The following is a 20159-nucleotide window of genomic DNA, read 5'->3' on the forward strand; positions in this document are numbered from 1 at the left end:
ACATGACCGGCATACCAAACGACCTCTCCGCCTTCTGGATGCCGTTCACCGACAATCGCGGCTACAAGGCCGAGCCGCGGATGTTCGCGCGCGCCAAGGGCATGCACTATTGGACTCCGGATGGGCGACAGGTGCTCGACGCCACCGGCGGCCTTTGGTGCGTCAATGCCGGCCATTGCCGCGAGCCGATCACGCAGGCGATCGCCGAGGCGGCCGGAGAGCTGGACTTCGCGCCCACCTTCCAGCTGGCGCATCCGAGCGTCTTCCGCCTCGCCACAAAGCTGGCCGAGATCACGCCCGAGGGGCTGGACCGGATCTTCTTCACCAACAGCGGATCGGAATCGGTCGATACCGCGCTCAAGATCGCGCTCGCCTACCAGCGGTCGATCGGGCAGGGAACGCGGACCCGGCTGATCGGACGTCAGCGCGGCTACCACGGCGTCAATTTCGGCGGCGTGTCGGTCGGCGGCATCGTCGGCAACCGGCGGCAGTTCCTTTCGCTGCCTGGTGTCGACCACCTGACCCACACCTACAATGCCGAGCACCAGTCCTTCACGCGCGGCCAGCCCGAATGGGGCGCGCACCTCGCCGACGAGCTGGAGGCGCTGGTCAACCTCCACGGTGCCGAGACGATCGCGGCGGTGATCGTCGAACCGATGTCGGGCTCCACCGGTGTGCTGCCACCGCCCAGGGGCTATCTGGAGAAGCTGCGCGCGATCACGCGGAAGCACGGCATCCTGCTGATCTTCGACGAGGTGATCACCGGCTTCGGCCGCGTCGGCGCGGCTTTCGCGGCGCAGGCTTTCGGGGTGACGCCCGACATGATCACGATGGCGAAGGGCCTCACCAACGGCGCGGTGCCGATGGGCGCGGTGGCCTGCGCCGAGTTCATCCACGACGGCATCGTGAATAATGCCGCTCCGGGGATCGAGCTGGCGCACGGTTACACCTATTCGGGCCACCCGCTCGCTGCCGCCGCGGGCCTTGCGACTTTGGGCGTCTATGCCGACGAGGACCTGTTCGAGCGTGGTGCGGCGCTGGCCGAGCCGTGGGCGGACGCGATCCATGCGCTCCGTGATCTCGATGTGGTGCAGGACATCCGCACGATCGGCTTCGTCGCGGGCGTCGAGCTGAAGGCGAAGCCCGATGCGATCGGCGCGCGTGGCAAGGCAGTGTTCCATCGCTGCTTCGACGACGGCCTGCTGGTCCGCGCCACCGCCGATACGATCGCGCTCTCGCCGCCGTTGATCGCCAGCGAGGCGGACATCGGCGAGATCGCCGACAAGCTGCGCAAGGCCATCGTCACCGCCACCTGAACCCGCTAGGGCGTCGCTTATGACGACGATGAAAGTGGAAGGCGGCTGCCATTGCGGCATGGTCCGCTTCGAGGCCTATGTCGACGGCCCCGAGGTCGAGGTGCTGGACTGCGATTGCGACATCTGCCGCATGACCGGCTACCTCCACCTGATCGTGCCGGACAGCAAGTTCAGGTTGACCGAGGGACAGCGGGATACGGCGACCTATCGCTTCGGCACCGGCCGGGCGCGGCACATCTTCTGCACCCAGTGCGGGATCAAGAGCTTCTACCGCCCGCGTTCGCACCCGGAAGGGATCAGCATCCACTGGCATTGTCTGGATGAAGGGCACGGCCTCACCGCGAAGGTGGTGAAGTTCGACGGGGTGTATCCGGCCTAGAGCACGGCCTGCACCAGCCCGAGTTCCAGCGCCTCGTTGGCCTCGATATACCAGTTTTCCGGCGCCCTTTGCAGAACGTCGTCCATCGTCACCTGCGATCCGCGCACGAGGTTCTCGAAGCCCTCGTTCTGGATCGCGATCGACGCCTCGATCTCGTGCAGCGTCGCCTTCACCGTCGCCACGCAGGTGGTCAGCGGGCCGGAGATTTGCAGCGTCTTGGTCAGTAGCCGCTCGTGGATCATCAGCCGGGTGCCACGCGTGAGATAACGGTTCTCGCGCGCGAAGAAGCTCATGAAGGTGGTGCCTGCCGAATAGATCGCCGCCTTGCCGAGAAACACGAAACGCCGCGCCGGCTCCATCTCCGAATGGAAGCGGATATCCTCGCCCATCATCCGCGCGACCTCCGGATCGCCGCCGAGCGTGGTCAGCTCGACGACGATCAGGCCCTCCGCCGGTGCGGCGTCGAGCTGCTGGCGGAAGTTGGAATACATCATGTAGTCCACCCCGCCGGAGAGCAGGATGGTCGGCGCGCGGAAGCGCTCGGCGGCAAGGGTCTGGCTGTCGGTCATGGCCGGCAGAACCGCGTCGCGGCCCTGCCGTTCCATGCAAAATCAGCTTCGCCGCGATTGCGCCAGCAGGTTGCGCCGGAACTCGCCCTGCCGCTCCAGCATCCAGCCGGGATATTCGCTCGGCAGCGCGCTGACTTCGGCGAGCGTCCTCAGTTCGGTCTCGCTCAGCGTCACCTTGGTGGAGGCGATATTGTCATCGAGCTGGTCCCGGCGCTTGGCGCCGATGATCGCGCTGGTGACGGCCGGCTGGTGGAGCAGCCAGGCGAGCGCGATCTGCGCGACCGTCACGCCCTTCGCCTCGGCGATCGGGCGCATCGCGTCGATCACCGCATAGCCGCGATCCTTGTCGACCGGCGGGAAGTCGAATGCCGCGCGGCGGCCGTTCCCGTTCTTCTCGTCGTCGCGGCTGTATTTGCCCGAGAGCAGCCCGCCGGCGAGCGGACTCCACACCATCAGGCCGACATCCTCCGACGTCAGCATCGGCACGATCTCGCGCTCCAGATCGCGGCCGGCGATGGTGTAATAGGCCTGCAGGCTGGCGAAGCGGGTGAGGCCCAGCCGCTCGGAGATGCCGAGCGCCTTGGCGATCTGCCATGCCGCCCAGTTGGACACGCCGATGTAGCGGACCATGCCGGCACCGACGAGTTCGTCCATCGCGCGCAGAGTCTCTTCCATCGGCGTCGCGGGATCGAAGCCGTGGATCTGGTAGAGATCGATATGATCGAGCCCGAGCCGCTCAAGGCTGTCCTCCACCGCCTGCATGATGTGGAAGCGCGAGGCGCCGCGTCCGTTGGGGCCGGGGCCGGTCTCGCCGAGGAACTTGGTGGCGAGCACATAGTCGTCCCGCTTCAGGCCGAGCTTGCGGATCGCCTCGCCGGTGATCGTCTCGGAGCGGCCCTGCCCGTACACGTTGGCGGTGTCGATGAAGTTGATGCCCGCGTCCACCGACGCCTTGAGCAGCTCGCTCGCCTCGTCGACCTGCAGATCGCCGATATTGCTCCATATGCCTTCGTTGCCGCCGCCGAAGGTCATGGTGCCGAGGCACAGTTCGGAGACGAACAGGCCGGTCTGGCCTAGCCGATTGTAGCGCATGGGATGCTCCGGAATTGGGGACGCGCGAGAACCGCGCGATACGAAAATGGGGGGCAAGCGGCATCGCGCAAGGCGCCGCGTCGCCGAAACGATCGGCCTGCGCGGCGGGTCGAACGAGGGAACCCGATCGCCGCCGCCCCGTTCGCACATGCAGCACCCGACATAAAGGAGGCGCCCGTGCGCGACCCCATCGGCTGGCCGACCTTGTTCGGTACGGATGCCGCGATCTGGACCCGCTATCTGATCGTCGCCGCGGTGGCGATCGTGGTGGCGGGGCTTGTCCATTTGGGCCTCGTCTTCATCGCCAAACGCGCGGCGGCGCGGACCAGGACGCGCACCGACGACATCCTGCTCGCCCGCCTGCGCGGCCCGTCGCGCTGGCTGTTCGCGGCGATCGCGCTGGTTGTGGCGCAGCCGGCGATGCAATTGGGGCCGGAGGGGCAGGCGTGGTGGCACTTCCTCGCCGGGCTGCTGGCACCCGCGCTGATCGGCTGGCTGCTGATCGCTCTACTCGCGGCCGGCAACGACATCGTGCAGGATCGCGCCGACATCTCGGTGGCGGACAATCTGCGCGCGCGGCGGAAGCGGACGCGGGCGGGCATCCTCTACCGCATCGGCTTCTTCGTCGTGCTGATGGTGACGATCTGCCTGATGCTGATGTCGATCCCGGCGGTGCGCACGGTGGGCGTGACGCTGGCGGCGTCGGCGGGCCTTGCCGCGCTGGCTCTGGGTGCCGCAGCCCAGCCCGCGCTCAAGAACATCATCGGCGGCATCCAGATGGCCTTCACCGAGCCGATCCGCATCGACGACGTGGTGATCGTCGATGGCGAATGGGGCAAGATCGAGGAGATCAATCTCACCTTCGTGGTGGTGCGCATCTGGGACGACCGGCGACTGGTGGTGCCCGTCTCCAAGTTCATGGAGGAGAATTTCCAGAACTGGACACGCCGTACTTCGGATTTGCTGGGCACCGCCTTTCTGCATGTCGATCGCACCGCCGACGTGCCGCGCCTGCGCCGCAAGCTGACCGAGATCGTCTCCAACGATCCGCTGTGGGACGGGCGGGTCTGCGGCCTGCAGGTGACCGACAGCTTCCCCTGGCACATCGAACTGCGTTGCCTCGTCAGCGCGGCCGACGCCGGCAAGGCATTCGACCTGCGCTGCAACGTCCGCGAGGCGATGACCGCCTATATCGCCGCCGAGATGCCCGAGGCGCTGCCCCGCCAGCGCGAGCTGACGATGATCGAGCGCGCGCCGGGCTGATGGATCAATGCGGCACAGCGACGGTTTCCGGCTTCGCGGTGCCGTCCGCCGCGAGATCGAGCATCGCGGGGTTGGCATCGGTGAACGGCGCCCAGCGCGGCAGGCCGGGGCCGTTGGGATCGCCGGTCTTCACAAAGTTGACGAGGTAGCTGCTCGCCACTTTTCCCGCCGCATTGTCCTTCGCGGTGGTCGCGGCGCCATATTTGATCGCCTGCGTGTCGAAGAAGAAGGGGATGTCGGTAGCGTGCGCGGCGCCCTTCGTGTCGGGCGTGCGGACCGAATCCGCCACGTAGGAGAAGCGGTAGTGATAGACCGGCACGCTTTCGCCCGAGAGGGCGGAGGCATATTGCGTCGCGCCTTTGATCATCATGCCGTCCGGTCCGCCGGCGTCGTCGCTGGTGGCGCCGATCATCACCGGCACGCGCGCGAAATCTCCCGCGGTGTAGGCCGCCATCGCGTCGGTCGGGAAGGGAGGCTGGTCGATCGCCGAGCTGAAGGTGCGCGGGCCGGGTGTCGGCGCGAAGATCGCCTCGAGGTTCAGGCCGCTGACGATGTCGTCCGGCGAGAGGGCGCGCAGCTTGGCTACAGCCTGCGGATCGTCCGCTGCGATGCCCTTGCTGGCGGCGAAGGCCGTTCCGGTCGCTTCCGCCTGCGCCAGCGTCTCGCGCGTTACGGAATGAGGGCCGCCGCCCGACTGGATCACGGCGCGTGCAAACAGCCCCCTCGCGGCGGGCGAGGTCAGCATCGCATGGACCGAGAAGCCGCCCGCGCTTTCCCCGATGATGGTGACGGCGCCGGGATCGCCGCCGAAGGCCGCCACATTGCGCTGCACCCATTTCAAGGCGGCGACCTGATCCATATACGCATAATCAGCGAGCTGGCCGCCATCGCCATTCTCCCGCGTGAGGCCGGGATGCGCGAAGAAGCCGAAGCGGCCGAGCCGGTAGTTGAAACTGACCACGACGATGCCGCTCTTCGCCAGCTCGGCACCCGAATAGGTGGGAGGCGAGGCGCCGCCGTTGACGAAGCCGCCGCCGTAGATCCACACCATCACCGGCAGTTTGCCCTTGGCTCCAGCAGGCCGCCAGACATTCGCGTAGAGACAATCCTCGGCGGGTGCGGTGCCGAGCGGGGCGGCGTCGCTCGGAAACGGCTTCTGCATACAGTCATGCCCGTAGGCGCCGGCATCGCGCACGCCGGACCAGGCGGCGGCCGGCTGCGGCGCGCGCCAGCGCAGCGGGCCGACCGGCGGTGCCGCGAAGGGGATGCCCTTGTAGGCGATCACGTCGTCGGCCTCGGTGCCCTGCAGTGCGCCGGTATCGATCGTCGCACGCGGCGCTGCGATCGCCATGGTGGCTGCGCCGATCATCCAGGCGAAGGCCATCGCCTTGCGCGTATAACCCGTCATGTCCCTCTCCCTGCTTGTTGGGCGCCATTGAATGACAGCGTAGCCATGGGCCGCAAGAGGGAATTGCCGTCTTCGTTGCATGGGGTGCCGGGCCGGGGCTATAAGGCGGCATGTCCCGTGCATTACGCTCTGCCGCCATGGTGCTGACCGCGCTGGTCGCAGGCGGCGCGTCGGCCCAGACGGAGCCGGCTCCCGCGCCCGCGCCCAATTCCACCACGCTGCGGCTGAGCGACGACGAACGTAACCAATTGCTCGCCGGCAACACCGAGGAAAAGGTGGATGCGGCACGCGCGGGGCTGGGCAGCGGTGCGCCGGGTCGCCAGATCCACGGCGAGATCGGCGCGATGGTCGGCACGCATGGCACGCGCGGCATCTATGGGACCGCGGCCGTCCCGCTCGGCGACAATGCCAGCGCGACCGTTTCGTTCGAGGACAGCCGCTACGGATACGGCCGGCCCCGCTGAGCAACCTAAGCCGTCTCGCGCAGCATCCGGAGGAATCCTTCGACCCGCGCACCCAGTTGCACCGATGATGCCGCGAGTGCGCCCGCCACGCGCTTCATCTCCGTGGCGCCGGTGGCGGCTGCCAGTGCGGTTTCATTGATCGTCTCGACGTTGATGCGGATCTCGCGGCTGGCGCTCGCGGCCTGATCGGCACCCTCGGCGATGCCGATGGTCATCGCGCGCTGGGCCTGCACCGTCTCGTCCACCGTGCGTGCGATGCTTTCCACGCTGGCGATGATACGTTCGATGCCGCCCTGGCCGGCGACGACCTCCTCGGCCGCGCCGCGCATCTCGGTCGAGTGACCGGCGATCTCCTCGGCCGCCTCGCGCGTCTGCGCGGCGAGCGCGCGGACTTCGTTGGCGACCACAGCGAAGCCGCGCCCGGCGTCGCCCGCGCGCGCCGCCTCGATCGTGGCGTTGATCGCGAGCATGTTCACCTTGGCGGCGAGGCTGTCGATCAGGCCGGTGATCCGCTCGATCGAGAGCGTCGATTCCTGCAGCACCACGGCACGCCGCGCGCCGGCCGCGACCAGCGCCACGGCTTCGCCGGCGGTGGACGAGGCGCGTGCCGTCTCCGCCTGCAGCCCGTCGAGCGCATTGACCTGCGCGCTGCCATGCGCGGCGAGCGAGGCCATCGTCTCGCCGGTCTGGCCGGCAGCGGCGGCGACCGCGCTGGCGCGTCGTCCGGTCTCCTCGCCGCGTCGCGCAGTGGCGCCGGCCGAGGTTTCGAGGTCGCCCGCCAGCGAACCGAGCATCCCGACCAGGCGGCTGATCTCCTGCTCGAAAGCGCGTCCGGCATCGTGAAGCAGGCGGAACTGCTTCTCGCGCTGGTGGATGCGATCCAGCTCGTAGGCACCGGCGGCGGAAACCAGCTCGCGATTTTCGATCACGCCATGATAGCGGCCGTCGCGGGTGAGGATCATGCCCTCCTGCCCGCCAGCGTGGGCGTAGGTGGTGAGCAGTTCGCCCAGCGCGCAGCCCGCATCGGCGGTGGGGCAGGGGCGGATGCGCTGCTTCAGCGTCGCGCCGAAGCTCGGGTTGCGCAACAGCGCATGGCCGTAGGGGTTGAAGAGGATCTGCCGCACATCCTCCTCGAAGATCGCGCCGACCGGCTCGCGGTTCGGTGACAGGACGGGAAGGATGCGAAGGCTCGGATGCGCCTGGAACAAGGCGATCGCATCCGCCGCCGACGAATGGATGTCGACCGCGATCGATTCGCTGCCCGGCTTGCGGAGCTGCTCGGTCGTGCGCATGGGCAGGATGGCTCGCATCGATGACTCAGGGGAACGCTTACTCACTGGCGCGTTTCCTAAGGGACGATGGTAAATGCCGGCTTGAGATTACGTGACAGCGCAATGACGGAACGATGACGCGCAATTATTCTTGCGCCGCCGTCTCGGCCTCCAGCGCCTGCCCCTCGCCCATCAGCGAATGGGTGAAGCAGCGGCGCCACCAGAGCACGTCCTGCTTCTCCACCCCGTCCATCAGCGCGCGCCAGCGGCGGATGCGCTCCGCCTTGGGCATCGCGAGGGCCTGGACGATGGCATCGGACATCTCCTCCGCCGAATAGGGGTTCACCAGCACCGCCTCGGTCATCTGCTCGGCCGCGCCCGCGAATTTGGAGAGGATCAGCACACCGGGATCCTCCGGGTCCTGCGCCGCGATATATTCCTTGGCGACGAGGTTCATGCCGTCCCTCAACGGCGTGACGAGGCCGATGCGCGCGGCGCGGTAGATGCCGGCGAGGACATGGCGCGGAAAACCCTGATTGACGTAGCGGATCGGCACCCAGTCGATATCGGCATAGGCGCCGTTGATCCGGCCGGACAGTCGTTCCAGCTGCACGCGGATGCGCTGGTAGCTCTCGACGTCGCCGCGCGAGGGCGGGGCGACCTGCAGGAGGAAGACCTCCTTGCGCTGCTCGGGATGGTCGACGAGAAAGCGTTCGTAGCCGAGGAAACGCTCTTCCAGCCCTTTGGAATAATCGAGCCGGTCGACCCCGACGATCATGTCCCGCCCGTCCGCCGAATCCTTCATCCGGCGGTGGGTGAGGCGCGCCGTCGGGCTTTGCGCCGCCTCGACGAACTCCCTGGTGTCGATGCCGATCGGGCAGGCCACGGCGCGCACCGATCGATCGCCGAGGTGGATCATGCCGTCCTCTTCCAGCGTCGCGCCGAGATCCTGCGTGACGTAATCCTGAAAGGCCTCCAGCCACTCCTTCGTGTGGAAGCCGATCACGTCGTAGGCGAGCAGGGTCTTCACCAGCTGCGCGGCGTTGGGCAGCGAGGAGAGCAGGCGGCGCGGCGGCCAGGGGATGTGCAGGAAGAAGCCCATCCGGTTGGTGCAGCCGCGTGCCCGCAGCTCGTGGCCGAGCGGGATCATGTGATAATCCTGCACCCACACCACGTCGTCCGGCTCGATCAGCGGGCGGATGGTGTCGGCGAAGCGCTCGTTGACGCGCTGGTAACCATCCTCGAACCCACGCTCGAACTCGGCGAGGTCGATCCGGTAGTGGAAGAGCGGCCACAGCGTCCGGTTGGCGTAGCCGTTATAATATTCCTCGACGTCCTGCTCTTCGAGATCGACCGTCGCGGTGGTGACGCCTTCGGATCGCTGGAAGTTGATCTGGCCGGTGAACTCGTCGGTCAGCTCGCCCGACCAGCCGAACCAGATGCCGCGATATTCGCGCAGCGCCGCCTGAAACGCGACCGCGAGCCCCCCTTGCGCGCCGGACTGGCCCTTGGGTGCCGAAACCCGGTTCGAGATGACGATCAGCCGGCTCATCGGATCGCCTGCCATGGCTTCGACAGCAGCACGGCGCAGTTGATCATGCCGACGAGGCTGTAGGTCTGCGGGTAATTGCCCCACAGCTCGCCCGATGCCGGATCGATATCCTCGGACAACAGACCAGCGGCGGTGCGACGCTTGAGCATCTCCTCGAACAAGGTCCGGGCATCCTCGTGCCGGCCGGTGAGGTACAGCGCCTCGATCAGCCAGAATGTGCAGACATTGAAGGCGGAGTGCGGCACGCCGAAATCGTCCTCGCTGTCGTAGCGCAACATGTCGGTGCCGCGCCGCAAGCCCGTCTCCAGCGCATAGAGCGTGGCCCGGTAGCGCTTGTCCTGCGGCGAGAGGAAGCGCAGGTCCAGCAACTGGATCAAGCTGGCGTCGAGATCGTCGCCCGAGAAGGTGGCCGAAAGCCGCTGCGTCTCGGTGCGCCAGGCCTTGTCGACGATGGTGGCGTGGATCTGGTCGGCTCGGTCCTGCCAGAAAGTCGCCCGCTCGCCGAGGCCCAGCTTGTGCGCGGCGTTGGCAAGCCGGTCGCACGCCGCCCAGCACATCGCCGAGGAGTAGGTGTGGACCGACTGGCGGGTGCGCAGCTCCCACAGGCCGGCATCGGGCTTGTCGTGCACCTCCCAGGCGAGATCGCCGATCGCCTCCAGCGCCTCGAAATCCTCGATGCCCGCCATCCGGAACAGACGGGAATCGAAGAAAGCCTGCACGTTGCACAGGATGATCTGGCCATAGGCGTCATGCTGGATCTGCTCATAGGCCTGGTTGCCGACGCGCACCGGACCCATGCCGCGATAGCCCTTCAGGCCCTCCTCGATCCTCTCCTCCAGCTTCGCCTCGCCGAGCACGCCGTAGAGCGGCTGGACGTGGCCGCCCTTCGCGCCCTCCACGATGTTGCGCAGGTAGGCGAGGTAGCTTTCCAGTACGTCGAGCGCGCCCAGCCGGTTGAGCGCCTGCACGGTGTAGTAGGCATCGCGGATCCAGCAGTAGCGATAATCCCAATTCCGCCCGCTGTCGGCATGTTCGGGGATCGAGGTGGTGAGCGCCGCGACGATCGCGCCGGTTTCCTCATGCTGGCACAGCTTGAGGGAGATGGCCGATCGGATGACGACATCCTGCCACTCGTACGGCGTGGCGAGGCCGCGCACCCAATGCTGCCATTCGGTCGTGGTGTCGTGGAGCATCCGCAGGCAGGCGGGCATCAGTGCCGAGGAAAAGCTCTCGTCCGGCCCCAGGAAGAAATGCAGCGGATGTTCCAGCCGGAACACGCGCTCCTCCGCAATGTACCCGACCGGCGCATCGGTGGAGAGGCGCACCGCCTCGTCGTTCAGGATGTAGCGGATGTGGTGGGAGCCGGCGGTCGTGGTGACATCCGTATTACCCCAGCCGCGCGTCGGGCGCAGGCGGACGCGGATGCGCGGGCTGCCCGAGACCGGCCGCACGATCCGCACGAAGGCGACCGGACGATAGATACGCTCGTTGCTGGTGTAGCGCGGGCAGAAATCGGTGATCTCGATGGCGTTGCCCTGCTCGTCTTCCTGCCGGGTGACGAGGATCGGGGTGTTGCGGATATAGCTCTGCTCGATCTTGGCGACGCCATCCAGCTCGATCGCCCACATGCCGACCGCGCCCTCGTCACCGGCCTCGATGCCCGAGATGAGCGAGGAGAATACTGGCTCGCCGTCGACGCGCGGCAGGCAGGCCCAGACGAGGCGACCCGAACGGTCGATGAGGCCGGAGACCTGGCAATTGCCAATCGGCCAGAGATCGAGATTGGTCGTCACGCTGCTACCCCCGCCAGGTTGCCGAGCCACTCATGCACGTCTCTCACCCCCGGAAGTCGATAACGCGCGGCCGTCTCGCGGGGTCCGCCGACGAGGATGCCCCATCCGCCCAATGCCTCCGCGGCCACGAAGCCGGCCTCGTCGGTGAGGTCGTCGCCGATGAAGATCGGGCGCGTACCCGTCATCGGAGGCTCGGCCATGAAGCGGCGCACGGCATCCCCCTTGTCTGCGCCATGGGCGCGCAGCTCGACCACCATCTTGCCGTGTTGGAGCGTGATGCCGGTGCGCGCCGCGATCTCCTCGGCGATGGCATCGCAGGCCGGACCGGCATCCGGGGCCTGCCGGTAGTGGAGTGCGGCGCCGTAGGGCTTTTTCTCCACGACGACGCCGGGGCGCGCATCGGCCAGCTCGTTCAGCGCCGTCAGCGCCTCGTCCAACCCTTCGGGACGCGCCGGGGCCTCGGTGCGGCCGTCGCCCCACAGCAGTTCCAGTCCATGGCTGCCGGCTATGGCAAACGGCGGCTGCGTGTTCTGAAGGCCGAGATGGGACAGGATGTCCGCCGTACTCCGTCCGCTGACGAGCGCGACACGGCCGTTGAGCCGTTCGGCCAATCCGCCGATCAGACGGCCCAGGCCGGGTTGTACGATCACGGCATCGTGCCGCTCGGCAATATCGACCAGCGTACCGTCGAAATCGAGAAAGAGACTGATGTCCTCCGATACGACATCGGGGGCAGGAGCGAGCGGGGCAATCTGATCGGGCATCGTGTTCCGAGATAGGACGGGAAGGCCTAATGAGCAAACGCAGCACAGAAGGATCGTTCCGTAGCCGGACGGATTTTTTGAAGCGATTGCCGCGCTGCGGCATATGCGAACGGCTTTGCCTGCGGCCGCGAAACCGCCTAGCATCGGTGCAGATCGATGCCGGGGGCGGATGTGGCGAGCCAAGTGACGGATGTGGAGGAAGGTGCCGCGATCGGGGCCGCGCGGGCGCGCCTGGTGATCGCCGCCTCGTCGCTGGGCACGATCTTCGAATGGTATGATTTCTTCATCTACGGCACGCTGGCGCCGATCATCGGCAAGCTCTTCTTCCCGTCCGGAAACCCGACGCTGGAATTCCTGGCGGCGCTCGCCTCGTTCGGCGTCGGCTTTGGTGTCAGGCCGTTCGGCGCGGTGGTGTTCGGCTATCTGGGCGACAGGCTCGGGCGCAAATACACCTTCCTCGCGACCGTCGCGCTGATGGGTCTCGCCACCGCTGGCGTCGGCTTCGTGCCGAGCTATGCGCAGATCGGCGTGATGGCGCCCGTCATCCTCGTCAGCCTGCGCGTGCTACAGGGGCTGGCGCTGGGCGGCGAATATGGCGGTGCCACCACCTACGTCGCCGAACATGCGCCCCGCAACAAGCGCGGCTTCTATACCAGCTTCATCCAGGCGAGCGTGATCGGCGGCTTTCTGCTCAGCCTGATCGTCGTGCTTTCGGCACAGCAGACGATGACCTCGGGAGACTGGGACCAGTGGGGTTGGCGCGTGCCGTTCCTCTTCTCGCTGGTGTTGCTGGTCATCTCTTTGTGGATGCGTCTGAAGCTGCACGAAAGCCCGATCTTCAAGGCGCTGAAGGCGGCCGACCGGGTGGCCGAGAACCCGCTGAAAGAGGCGTTCTCGACCAAGGGCAACATCAAGCTCATCCTCGTCGCGATGCTGGGCATCGCCGCCGGCCTGACGGTGATCTGGTACACCGCGCAGTTCGGCGCGCTCTATTTCCTGCAGAATTCCCAGCGGCTCGACGACACGTGGGCGCGCGTGCTGATCGGCATCGGCGCGGTCTTTTCGCTCGGCTGGTTCATCCTGTTCGGCTCGCTTTCGGACCGGATCGGCCGCAAGCCCTCGATCGTGCTGGGCTATGCGCTGACGCTGGTTCTGCTTTTTCCGCTCTTCCACCTGATGGCATCGGCCGCGAACCCCGACATGGCGGACGCGCAGCGCCGCGCGCCGGTGGTCGTTTCCGGGCCGGACTGCCGCTACGACCCCTTCGTGGCGGGCAAGCAGGAAACCGAGTGCGCCAAGGTCGTCGAGCATCTGGCGAGCAAGGGCATCATCTATCGCAAGCTCGCCACGCCCGGCACGGCGCTGATCGTCGGCAATCGCGCGGTGACGGATCATTCGCCCGCCGGCATCGACGCCGCGCTGGAGGCGGGGGGCTGGTCGGTCGCCAAGGTGAAGCCCTCGATCAAGGGGGCGGTGATCATCGTCTTCTCCGTGACGATGCTCGGAATGCTCTCGGGCATGACCTACGGGCCGGTGGCAGCGCTGCTGGCGGAACTGTTCCCGGCGCGCATCCGCTACAGCTCGATGTCGATCCCCTATCATATCGGTACCGGCTATTTCGGCGGGTTCCTGCCGCTGATCAGCCAGTATATCGTGGCGCGTACCGGGAACCCCTTCTCCGGGCTGTGGTACACCTTCGCGGTGGTGGCGATGGCGCTGGTCATCACGATCTTCTGGGTGCCCGAAACGAGGGGCAACGATCTCGACTAGCCCGGCATCCCCCGCTATCGGCGCCCGGATGTCGCAATCTGTGCCCGCTGCCCTGCGCCTGACGATCGACGGCGATGCGCTCGCCGCCAACTGGCGCTGGCTGCGTGCGCGGGGTGGGGAGGCGGCCTGCGGGGCTGCTGTGAAGGCAAACGGCTATGGCCTCGGCGCACGTGGCGTGGTTGAGCGACTGGCGCGCGAGGGATGCCGGGACTTCTTCGTGTCGAACTGGGCGGAGGCGGCGGCGCTGGGGCCGATGCCCGAAGGCGCGACGCTCTCGGTGCTCCACGGCGTGCGCGAAGCCGACATGCCGGCGGCACTCTCCGGCATGGCGCGGCCGGTGCTGAACTCGGCCGAACACGTCGCGCGCTGGAAGGCGGCTGGCGGTGGTGTCTGCGACGTGATGATCGACACCGGCATGAATCGGCTCGGACTGCGCCCGGAGGAAGCGGGCGTGCTGGACGGCCTCGCGATCGAGACCCTGCTCAGCCACCTCGCCTGTGCCGACGAGCCGGATCACCCGATGAACGCGCGCCAGCTTGCCGCCTTCCGGCAGGTACACGCGGCGATTCCGGCCAAGCGCTACAGCCTGGCGAATTCGGCGGGCATCTGCCTCGGTGCACCCTATGCGTTCGACCTGACGCGCCCCGGCCTCGCGCTCTACGGCGGCGTGCCGGTGCCGGACGATGCGTCCCAGAAAGAGGGGCTGCGATCCGCCGCCTTGATCGAGGCAGAGGTCATCCAGGTCCGTGATGTCGAGGAAGACGAGAGCGTCGGCTACGGCGCCACCTGGATCGCCGGCCTGCCGTGCCGGGTGGCGATCCTCAACGTCGGCTATGCTGACGGTTATCTGCGCGGCTTTTCCAACATCGGATCGTGGCGGTCGCGCGACGCGACCTATCCCGTGATCGGCCGCGTTTCGATGGATCTCGTCGCCATTCAGGTCGGCCGCGAGGTCCGCGAGGGGGACTGGATGGCGCTCGATCAAGACCTGCCCGCGCTCGCCCGGATGTCCGGCCTGTCGCAATATGAGTTGCTGACCACGCTCGGGCACCGCTATCAGCGCCGCTGGACATGAACGACGGCCCCTTTTCCCCCCTCGTGAGAGCCTTTGCCGCGATCGGCCGCCTGGTGATCGGGCCGTTCTCGATGATCGGCCGCGTCACGCTCTTCGCCTTCACCACTCTGATCCGTGCACTGACGCCGCCTTACTATCCGGCGCGCTTCTTCGCGCAGCTGATGGAGATCGGCTGGTATTCGCTCCCCGTTGTGGGGCTGACCGCCATCTTCACCGGCTCCGCGCTGGCCCAGCAGATCTATACGGGCGGTTCGCGCTTCGATGCGTCGTCCACCGTGCCCGCCATCGTCGTGTTCGGGATGGTCCGCGAACTGGGGCCGGTGCTGTGCGGCCTGATGGTCGCCGGTCGCGTCGCCTCCGCCATGGCCGCCGAACTCGGCACGATGCGCGTCACCGAACAGCTCGACGCGCTGACCACTTTGCGCACCGACGCCTTCCGCTACCTGATCGCGCCGCGCCTGTTCGCGTGCGTGATCGCGCTGCCGATCATGGTCCTGATCGCCAATACCATCGGCATCATGGGCGGCTATCTGCTCGCGGTCTACAAACTGGGCTTCAACCCGGCCTCCTACCTGATCAGCACGCGCACATATCTGCAGATGGACGACGTGGAGATGGCGCTGGTGAAGGCGGCGGTGTTCGGCTTCATCATCGCGATCATGGGCTGCTACAACGGCTTCCGCACCGCCGGTGGTGCTGCCGGCGTCGGCAAGGCGACCACCGATGCGGTGGTTTCCTCCTTCATGCTGATCCTGTTCAGCGACCTCATCATCACGATCGTGGCGTTCGGCTGATGGCGGACCCCAAGATCAGGCTCACCGACGTGGTGAAGCGCTTCGACGAAAAGGTGGTGCTGGACGGCGTCAACCTTTCGGTCGAGCCGGGCGAATCGGTCGCGATCATCGGCGGATCGGGCACCGGCAAGTCGGTGACGCTGAAGTGCATCCTCGGCCTGCTCAAGCCGGACAGCGGATCGGTGCAGGTCGACGGGCAGGAGATCGTCGGCGCCTCGACCCGCGAGATCGAAAAGGTGCGCGCCAAGTTCGGTATGCTCTTCCAGGGCGGAGCGCTGTTCGATTCGCTGCCGATCTGGCGCAACGTCACCTTCGGGCTGACCCAGGGCCGGATGCGTCACGCCGCCGAGATGCGGAAGATCGCGGAGGAGAATCTGGAACGCGTCGGCCTCGGCCGCGAGATCCTCAACCTGCGCCCCAACGAATTGTCCGGCGGCATGCAGAAGCGCGTGGCGCTGGCCCGTGCGATCGCGCCTCGGCCCGAGATCATCTTCTTCGATGAGCCGACCACCGGCCTCGATCCGATCCGCGCCGACGTGATCAACGACCTGATTACCTCGCTGGTCGAGGATCTCGGCGTCACCGCGCTTACCATCACCCACGACATGGCCTCCGCCCGCAAGATCGCGCACCGGGTGGCGATGCTCTACAACGGCCGGATCGTCTGGCACGGCCCGCGCGACCGCCTGTACGACAGCGGAAATCCCTATGTGGACCAGTTCGTCCAGGGACGGGCGGACGGCCCGATCCGCTGAACGCGGTGCTCGCCGGCATCCACCACGTTGCGATCATCGCATCGGATTATGCGGTGTCGAAGCGTTTCTACACCGAAACGCTGGGGCTGGAGATGATCGCCGAGACGTACCGCGCCGAACGGGAAAGCTGGAAGCTGGACCTGCGGGTGGGTGACGCGCAGATCGAGCTTTTCACGTTTCCCGAGGCGCCTCCGCGCGCGACCCGTCCCGAGGCGCAGGGGCTACGCCATCTCGCCTTCTCGGTGGCAGATCTGGATGCGGCAGTGGTGTGGCTGGACGGCAAAGGCGTCGTCTGCGAGCCGCTCCGGACCGATGAGATGACCGGCCGCCGCTTCACCTTCTTTCGGGATCCGGACGGCCTGCCGCTGGAACTCTACGAGGCCTAAAACTTTCGGCGTCGCTGCCGTTAACCCTGTCGAGGCCGCTGCTTCCGGTGGCCGGGGGAAAAGTGACGATGACCTTGACCGCGCACTGGCTCCACCTCCGTCTCGGCCATCCGCTGGCCGAGGTCGCTGTGGACGAGAGCGTGGCCGTCGAGGACCCCGCGCTCGCCGAAGCGGACATCATCGCGCGCCAGAAGGCCTATGCGACCGCGCCGCTGGCTGTGCGCTTCACGAAGGGCTGATCATTCAGCGGCTGCAGGGCGTGGTGTCGGTCAGCAGCCGATCCTGCTCGCATCGTTTCGGCTTGTCCGGCACGTCGATCAGCGTCCCGTCGGCCGATCGCCCGACCACCTGAGCCTGCGCGGCCTCCGGTCCGCAGGGCGTGTTGTCGGTTAGTAACCTGTCCTGCTCGCAGCGAATTTCACCGGATCGTGCCGAAGTGACGGGATAGACCGGATAAGGGTAGGGCACCGGTGCCTGATGGTGGGCCGGCGGCGCCGGGAGCGGCGTCACCACCGAAGCGGCCGATTGCGCCGCGAGCGGCGATACCGTCAGGCCGAGGATTGCGGCGGACGCTGCGATCCGGACGAGCAGGCTGATTGATGGTCGAATGTGCATATGGACCCGCCTTCAAAGGCGCGCATCGCGATCGGTGTCGCGCCGGCATATCCCCCAATGTGGGCTACACCTTTGGAAGTGAACAAAATCTTAAGCGCCGTCAGGCGGCGAAGCAGGCCATCGTCGCGTCAAGGCCACGGAGCAGATCGGCGGGTGCCAGCCTCATCTGCAGTCCCCGCCGCCCACCGTTGACGTAGATGTGGGCCTCGCCCGTCGCAGCCTCCTCCACGAAGGTGGGCACCGTCTTGCGCTGGCCGAACGGGCTGATGCCGCCGACCTTGTAGCCGGTCAGGCGCTCGGCTTGCGGCACGGGCATCATCTTCGCCGCCTTGGCGCCGGCCGCCGCTGCGATGCGCTTCATCGAGACTTCGCGATCGGACGGCAGCACCGCGCAGACCGGCTTGCCATCCGCTTCGATCAACAATGTCTTGAACACAAGCGAGGGCGGCTCGCCGATCGCCTCGGCCGCTGCGAGGCCGACGCTGTCGACCGCCGGATCGTATTCATATTCGACGAGATCGAAGGGGATGCCCGCCCTGGCCGCAGCGACCGTCGCGGGCGTCCCCTTCGCCATTCAGCTCAACGCTCGACGCACATGGCGATGCCCATGCCGCCGCCGATGCAGAGCGTCGCGAGGCCCTTCTTGGCGTCGCGCTTCTCCATCTCGTAGAGAAGCGTGGTCAGCACGCGCGCGCCGGATGCGCCGATCGGGTGGCCGATCGCGATCGCGCCGCCGTTGACGTTGACCTTCTCGGCCGGCAGCCCGAGTTCCTGACACACCGAGATCGCCTGGCTGGCGAACGCCTCGTTGGCCTCGATCAGATCGAGATCGTCGACCGACCAGCCGGCCTTCTCCAGCGCCTTCTTCACCGCCGGCACCGGGCCGATGCCCATGATCGACGGATCGACACCCGCCGATGCCCAGCTCTTCACCGTGGCGAGCACCTTGGAGCCGCGCTTCGCCGCTTCCTCCGCCGACATCAGCACCAGCGCGGCGGCGCCGTCGTTGAGGCCCGAGGCGTTGGCGGCGGTGACGGTGCCGTCCTTCTTGAAGGCGGGCTTCAGCTTCTCCATCGCCTCGATCGTGGCGCCGGCGCGGATATATTCGTCATCCGCGACCACCACGTCGCCCTTGCGGCTCTTCACCGTGACGGGGGCGATCTCGTTCTTGAAGCGGCCTTCGGCGCGTGCCTTCTCGGCCTTGTTCTGGCTGCCCACCGCGAACTGGTCCTGCGTCGCCCGTGCGATCTGGTACTTTTCGGCGAGGTTCTCGGCCGTGATGCCCATGTGATAGGCGTTGAAGGCATCGGTCAGGCCGTCGACGATCATCGTGTCGACGAGGCTGACATTGCCCATCTTCGTGCCGCCGCGCAGGTTCTGCGCGTGGTTGGCGAGCGACATGCTCTCCTGTCCGCCGGCGACCATGATCGTGGCGTCGCCATTGGCGATCGACTGGGCGGCGAGCGCGACGGCGCGCAGGCCCGATCCGCAGACCTGGTTGACGCCCCAGGCGGGCACTTCCTTGGGGATGCCGGCGGCCATGGAGGCCTGACGGGCCGGGTTCTGGCCCTGCGCGGCGGTGAGTACCTGGCCGAGGATCACTTCGGACACGTCCTCGCCCTTCACGCCGGCCTGTTCCAGCGCGGCCTCGATCGCGACGCGGCCGAGTTCGTGCGCCGGGGTCGATCCGAAGGCGCCGAGAAAGCTGCCGACAGGGGTACGCTTCGCCGCGGTGATGACGACGTCGGTCATGAATCAACTCCTGCGCTTGGGATGGGTTCGGGCGGTCTCTTATCAGCGCATATGGGATCGTGCGAGCCATTGCGCGAGGGGTTGCCACAAGGTCTCACGCGCGCGGCCGCCGACGATCATGCCGACATGGCCAAGGCCGAGCGTCATCGCCTCGCCATGGCCCATGCCGCTGACGGCCGAGGCGGCGGGCACGATGCGATCGGTCGAGGAGACGATGTCGAGCAACGGGCAGGAAAGGGCAGAGGGGTCGATCGTCCTGCCGGCGACCTGCCAGCCACCACCACCGGGCCGATCGTCGCGGAAGAAATCCTCCGCCATCTCGCGTCCGGCGGCCGGCGTGAGGGGCGCGCCGCCATTCGCCCAATCCTCCAGCGCGACGAACAGCCTTGTGGCCTCTGGCGATCGGTCCGTGCGCCCGAAGGCGACGAACTTCTCCACCGTGCGGCGCGGATCGAGGCGCCAGAAGGCGGTCTGCAACACCTCCAGCGGCATCAGGCCCATCGCCTCGGCGGTCGGCCGCGCCTGCTCCCACAGATCGGCGAGGCCGGTGCGAGCGTCGTCCGGAAACCCGGCGAAGCGCCACGGTGCCGCGATCGTCACCAGAGCCGCCGGCGGACGGATCGCGGCGGCGGCAAGGGCCATCGTGCCGCCGAGGCAATAGCCCGCCAGCGCGGCATCGCTGCCGATCGCCTCGATCAGCGGCAACAGCATCTCGACATGGCCGGCGATCGAGACCTCGCGCTCGTCCGGCTGCGGCGTGCCCCAGTCGACGAGCAGGGGGCGAACGCCTCGCGTCGCCAGCCAACGCAGCAGCGACACGTCGGGCAGCAGATCGAGCACGTCGTGCGAATTGATCAGCGACGGTACGAAGATCACCGGCCGCCCCGCGCCGCCATAATCGCGTAGCGCCACGCGGCCCGAGCGCGCCACGACCGGCATCGGATCGGGCGCGGCCGGCCGCTCGGCAGCCTGATAGGCGCGCAGCCCGGCAAGCCCCGCGGCGAGCCGGTCCGGCGCGCCCTCCGTTTCGCTGCGCAGCATCGCGAGAAAGAGCGGCAGGGGCCTCGGCCTGTGTTGCGGTGCGGAATGATTCAATGCTAGCGTGGTCAAATCCAATCCCATTTGGGTTGAGAGGGGCATG

21 protein-coding genes are annotated in these 20159 nt (G+C 67.3%); 10 read left to right on the forward strand and 11 right to left on the reverse strand.

Going from position 1 to position 20159, the window contains the following annotated elements:
* Positions 1 to 2 precede the first annotated feature (2 nt).
* Both QGN17_RS00115 and QGN17_RS00120 read left to right on the forward strand, forming a co-directional pair.
* Positions 3 to 1316: an aminotransferase class III-fold pyridoxal phosphate-dependent enzyme gene (locus QGN17_RS00115; protein ID WP_281042489.1), complete on the forward strand. Its 1314-nt coding sequence runs from the start codon at positions 3 to 5 to the stop codon at positions 1314 to 1316.
* A gap of 19 nt (positions 1317 to 1335) precedes the next feature.
* Positions 1336 to 1695: a GFA family protein gene (locus QGN17_RS00120; protein WP_281042490.1), complete on the forward strand. Its 360-nt coding sequence runs from the start codon at positions 1336 to 1338 to the stop codon at positions 1693 to 1695.
* On the opposite strand, the gene QGN17_RS00125 is transcribed toward QGN17_RS00120, so the two are convergent.
* Both QGN17_RS00125 and QGN17_RS00130 read right to left on the reverse strand, forming a co-directional pair.
* Complete coding sequence (locus tag QGN17_RS00125) at positions 1692 to 2264, reverse strand: ClpP family protease (protein WP_281042491.1); 573 nt, start codon at positions 2262 to 2264, stop codon at positions 1692 to 1694. The genes QGN17_RS00120 and QGN17_RS00125 overlap by 4 nt on opposite strands.
* A 42-nt stretch (positions 2265 to 2306) precedes the next feature.
* The gene (locus tag QGN17_RS00130) at positions 2307 to 3356 is read right to left on the reverse strand and encodes an aldo/keto reductase (protein ID WP_281042492.1); all 1050 of its coding nucleotides are present in this window, start codon (positions 3354 to 3356) and stop codon (positions 2307 to 2309) included.
* 177 nt (positions 3357 to 3533) lie between these two features.
* On the opposite strand from QGN17_RS00130, the gene QGN17_RS00135 reads away from it, so the two are divergent.
* Entirely contained in the window at positions 3534 to 4619 is a 1086-nt protein-coding gene (locus QGN17_RS00135; protein ID WP_281042493.1) for a mechanosensitive ion channel family protein, read from the forward strand.
* A gap of 4 nt (positions 4620 to 4623) precedes the next feature.
* Here QGN17_RS00135 and QGN17_RS00140 read toward each other — a convergent pair whose 3' ends face one another.
* Positions 4624 to 6027: a carboxylesterase/lipase family protein gene (locus QGN17_RS00140; protein WP_281042494.1), complete on the reverse strand. Its 1404-nt coding sequence runs from the start codon at positions 6025 to 6027 to the stop codon at positions 4624 to 4626.
* Between the two features lie 110 nt (positions 6028 to 6137).
* Here QGN17_RS00140 and QGN17_RS00145 point away from each other — a divergent pair, with 110 nt between their 5' ends.
* Positions 6138 to 6491: a hypothetical protein gene (locus tag QGN17_RS00145; protein WP_281042495.1), complete on the forward strand. Its 354-nt coding sequence runs from the start codon at positions 6138 to 6140 to the stop codon at positions 6489 to 6491.
* Between the two features lie 5 nt (positions 6492 to 6496).
* On the opposite strand, the gene QGN17_RS00150 is transcribed toward QGN17_RS00145, so the two are convergent.
* From QGN17_RS00150 to otsB, 4 genes are all read right to left on the reverse strand, one after another.
* A complete protein-coding gene (locus tag QGN17_RS00150) occupies positions 6497 to 7783 on the reverse strand; it encodes a methyl-accepting chemotaxis protein (protein WP_281042496.1) in 1287 nt (428 codons plus the stop codon).
* 124 nt (positions 7784 to 7907) lie between these two features.
* Positions 7908 to 9314, reverse strand: a complete 1407-nt coding sequence (otsA, locus tag QGN17_RS00155; protein WP_281045109.1) for an alpha,alpha-trehalose-phosphate synthase (UDP-forming) — start codon at positions 9312 to 9314, stop codon at positions 7908 to 7910.
* Positions 9311 to 11107 carry a glycoside hydrolase family 15 protein gene (locus QGN17_RS00160; protein WP_281042497.1) on the reverse strand — a complete coding sequence of 599 codons (1797 nt, stop codon included), beginning with the start codon at positions 11105 to 11107 and terminating at the stop codon, positions 9311 to 9313. Before QGN17_RS00160 ends, otsA begins: the two co-directional genes overlap by 4 nt.
* Positions 11104 to 11871 carry a trehalose-phosphatase gene (otsB, locus tag QGN17_RS00165; RefSeq protein ID WP_281042498.1) on the reverse strand — a complete coding sequence of 256 codons (768 nt, stop codon included), beginning with the start codon at positions 11869 to 11871 and terminating at the stop codon, positions 11104 to 11106. The genes QGN17_RS00160 and otsB overlap by 4 nt, the downstream gene beginning before the upstream one ends.
* Positions 11872 to 12027: 156 nt before the next feature.
* On the opposite strand from otsB, the gene QGN17_RS00170 reads away from it, so the two are divergent.
* The 6 genes from QGN17_RS00170 (at position 12028) to QGN17_RS00195 (ending at position 16890) form a co-directional block, all read left to right on the forward strand.
* Complete coding sequence (locus QGN17_RS00170; protein ID WP_281042499.1) at positions 12028 to 13641, forward strand: MFS transporter; 1614 nt, start codon at positions 12028 to 12030, stop codon at positions 13639 to 13641.
* A gap of 28 nt (positions 13642 to 13669) precedes the next feature.
* Entirely contained in the window at positions 13670 to 14716 is a 1047-nt protein-coding gene (alr, locus tag QGN17_RS00175; protein ID WP_281042500.1) for an alanine racemase, read from the forward strand.
* Positions 14713 to 15510, forward strand: coding sequence for an MlaE family ABC transporter permease (locus QGN17_RS00180; protein WP_281042501.1), 798 nt, complete (start codon positions 14713 to 14715; stop codon positions 15508 to 15510). The genes alr and QGN17_RS00180 overlap by 4 nt, the downstream gene beginning before the upstream one ends.
* Positions 15510 to 16265 (forward strand): ABC transporter ATP-binding protein, encoded by a 756-nt coding sequence (locus QGN17_RS00185; protein ID WP_281042502.1) that lies wholly within the window; start codon positions 15510 to 15512, stop codon positions 16263 to 16265. Before QGN17_RS00180 ends, QGN17_RS00185 begins: the two co-directional genes overlap by 1 nt.
* A 5-nt stretch (positions 16266 to 16270) precedes the next feature.
* Positions 16271 to 16651: an SMU1112c/YaeR family gloxylase I-like metalloprotein gene (gloA2, locus tag QGN17_RS00190; protein ID WP_281042503.1), complete on the forward strand. Its 381-nt coding sequence runs from the start codon at positions 16271 to 16273 to the stop codon at positions 16649 to 16651.
* Between the two features lie 68 nt (positions 16652 to 16719).
* Positions 16720 to 16890, forward strand: a complete 171-nt coding sequence (locus QGN17_RS00195) for a hypothetical protein (RefSeq protein ID WP_281042504.1) — start codon at positions 16720 to 16722, stop codon at positions 16888 to 16890.
* A gap of 4 nt (positions 16891 to 16894) precedes the next feature.
* Here QGN17_RS00195 and QGN17_RS00200 read toward each other — a convergent pair whose 3' ends face one another.
* The 4 genes from QGN17_RS00200 to QGN17_RS00215 form a co-directional block, all read right to left on the reverse strand.
* Positions 16895 to 17266, reverse strand: coding sequence for a hypothetical protein (locus QGN17_RS00200; RefSeq protein ID WP_281042505.1), 372 nt, complete (start codon positions 17264 to 17266; stop codon positions 16895 to 16897).
* 100 nt (positions 17267 to 17366) lie between these two features.
* Entirely contained in the window at positions 17367 to 17840 is a 474-nt protein-coding gene (gene ybaK / locus QGN17_RS00205) for a Cys-tRNA(Pro) deacylase (RefSeq protein WP_281042506.1), read from the reverse strand.
* A gap of 5 nt (positions 17841 to 17845) precedes the next feature.
* Positions 17846 to 19018: an acetyl-CoA C-acetyltransferase gene (locus QGN17_RS00210; RefSeq protein WP_281042507.1), complete on the reverse strand. Its 1173-nt coding sequence runs from the start codon at positions 19016 to 19018 to the stop codon at positions 17846 to 17848.
* 42 nt (positions 19019 to 19060) lie between these two features.
* Entirely contained in the window at positions 19061 to 20059 is a 999-nt protein-coding gene (locus tag QGN17_RS00215; protein ID WP_281042508.1) for an alpha/beta hydrolase, read from the reverse strand.
* Between the last annotated feature and the right edge of the window lie 100 nt (positions 20060 to 20159).

The organism is Sphingomonas oryzagri (assembly GCF_029906645.1).
Classification (GTDB): Bacteria; Pseudomonadota; Alphaproteobacteria; order Sphingomonadales; family Sphingomonadaceae; genus Solisphingomonas; species Solisphingomonas oryzagri.

Coding starts and splice junctions, on each gene's coding strand:
- QGN17_RS00115 (WP_281042489.1), top strand. CDS start 3: ATGACCGGCATACCAAACGACCTCTCCGCCTTCTGGATGCCGTTCACC.
- QGN17_RS00120 (WP_281042490.1), top strand. CDS start 1,336: ATGACGACGATGAAAGTGGAAGGCGGCTGCCATTGCGGCATGGTCCGC.
- QGN17_RS00125 (WP_281042491.1), bottom strand. CDS start 2,264: ATGACCGACAGCCAGACCCTTGCCGCCGAGCGCTTCCGCGCGCCGACC.
- QGN17_RS00130 (WP_281042492.1), bottom strand. CDS start 3,356: ATGCGCTACAATCGGCTAGGCCAGACCGGCCTGTTCGTCTCCGAACTG.
- QGN17_RS00140 (WP_281042494.1), bottom strand. CDS start 6,027: ATGACGGGTTATACGCGCAAGGCGATGGCCTTCGCCTGGATGATCGGC.
- QGN17_RS00145 (WP_281042495.1), top strand. CDS start 6,138: ATGTCCCGTGCATTACGCTCTGCCGCCATGGTGCTGACCGCGCTGGTC.
- QGN17_RS00150 (WP_281042496.1), bottom strand. CDS start 7,783: ATGCGCACGACCGAGCAGCTCCGCAAGCCGGGCAGCGAATCGATCGCG.
- otsA (WP_281045109.1), bottom strand. CDS start 9,314: ATGAGCCGGCTGATCGTCATCTCGAACCGGGTTTCGGCACCCAAGGGC.
- otsB (WP_281042498.1), bottom strand. CDS start 11,871: ATGCCCGATCAGATTGCCCCGCTCGCTCCTGCCCCCGATGTCGTATCG.
- QGN17_RS00170 (WP_281042499.1), top strand. CDS start 12,028: ATGCCGGGGGCGGATGTGGCGAGCCAAGTGACGGATGTGGAGGAAGGT.
- alr (WP_281042500.1), top strand. CDS start 13,670: ATGTCGCAATCTGTGCCCGCTGCCCTGCGCCTGACGATCGACGGCGAT.
- QGN17_RS00180 (WP_281042501.1), top strand. CDS start 14,713: ATGAACGACGGCCCCTTTTCCCCCCTCGTGAGAGCCTTTGCCGCGATC.
- QGN17_RS00185 (WP_281042502.1), top strand. CDS start 15,510: ATGGCGGACCCCAAGATCAGGCTCACCGACGTGGTGAAGCGCTTCGAC.
- QGN17_RS00195 (WP_281042504.1), top strand. CDS start 16,720: ATGACCTTGACCGCGCACTGGCTCCACCTCCGTCTCGGCCATCCGCTG.
- QGN17_RS00200 (WP_281042505.1), bottom strand. CDS start 17,266: ATGCACATTCGACCATCAATCAGCCTGCTCGTCCGGATCGCAGCGTCC.
- ybaK (WP_281042506.1), bottom strand. CDS start 17,840: ATGGCGAAGGGGACGCCCGCGACGGTCGCTGCGGCCAGGGCGGGCATC.
- QGN17_RS00210 (WP_281042507.1), bottom strand. CDS start 19,018: ATGACCGACGTCGTCATCACCGCGGCGAAGCGTACCCCTGTCGGCAGC.
- QGN17_RS00215 (WP_281042508.1), bottom strand. CDS start 20,059: ATGCTGCGCAGCGAAACGGAGGGCGCGCCGGACCGGCTCGCCGCGGGG.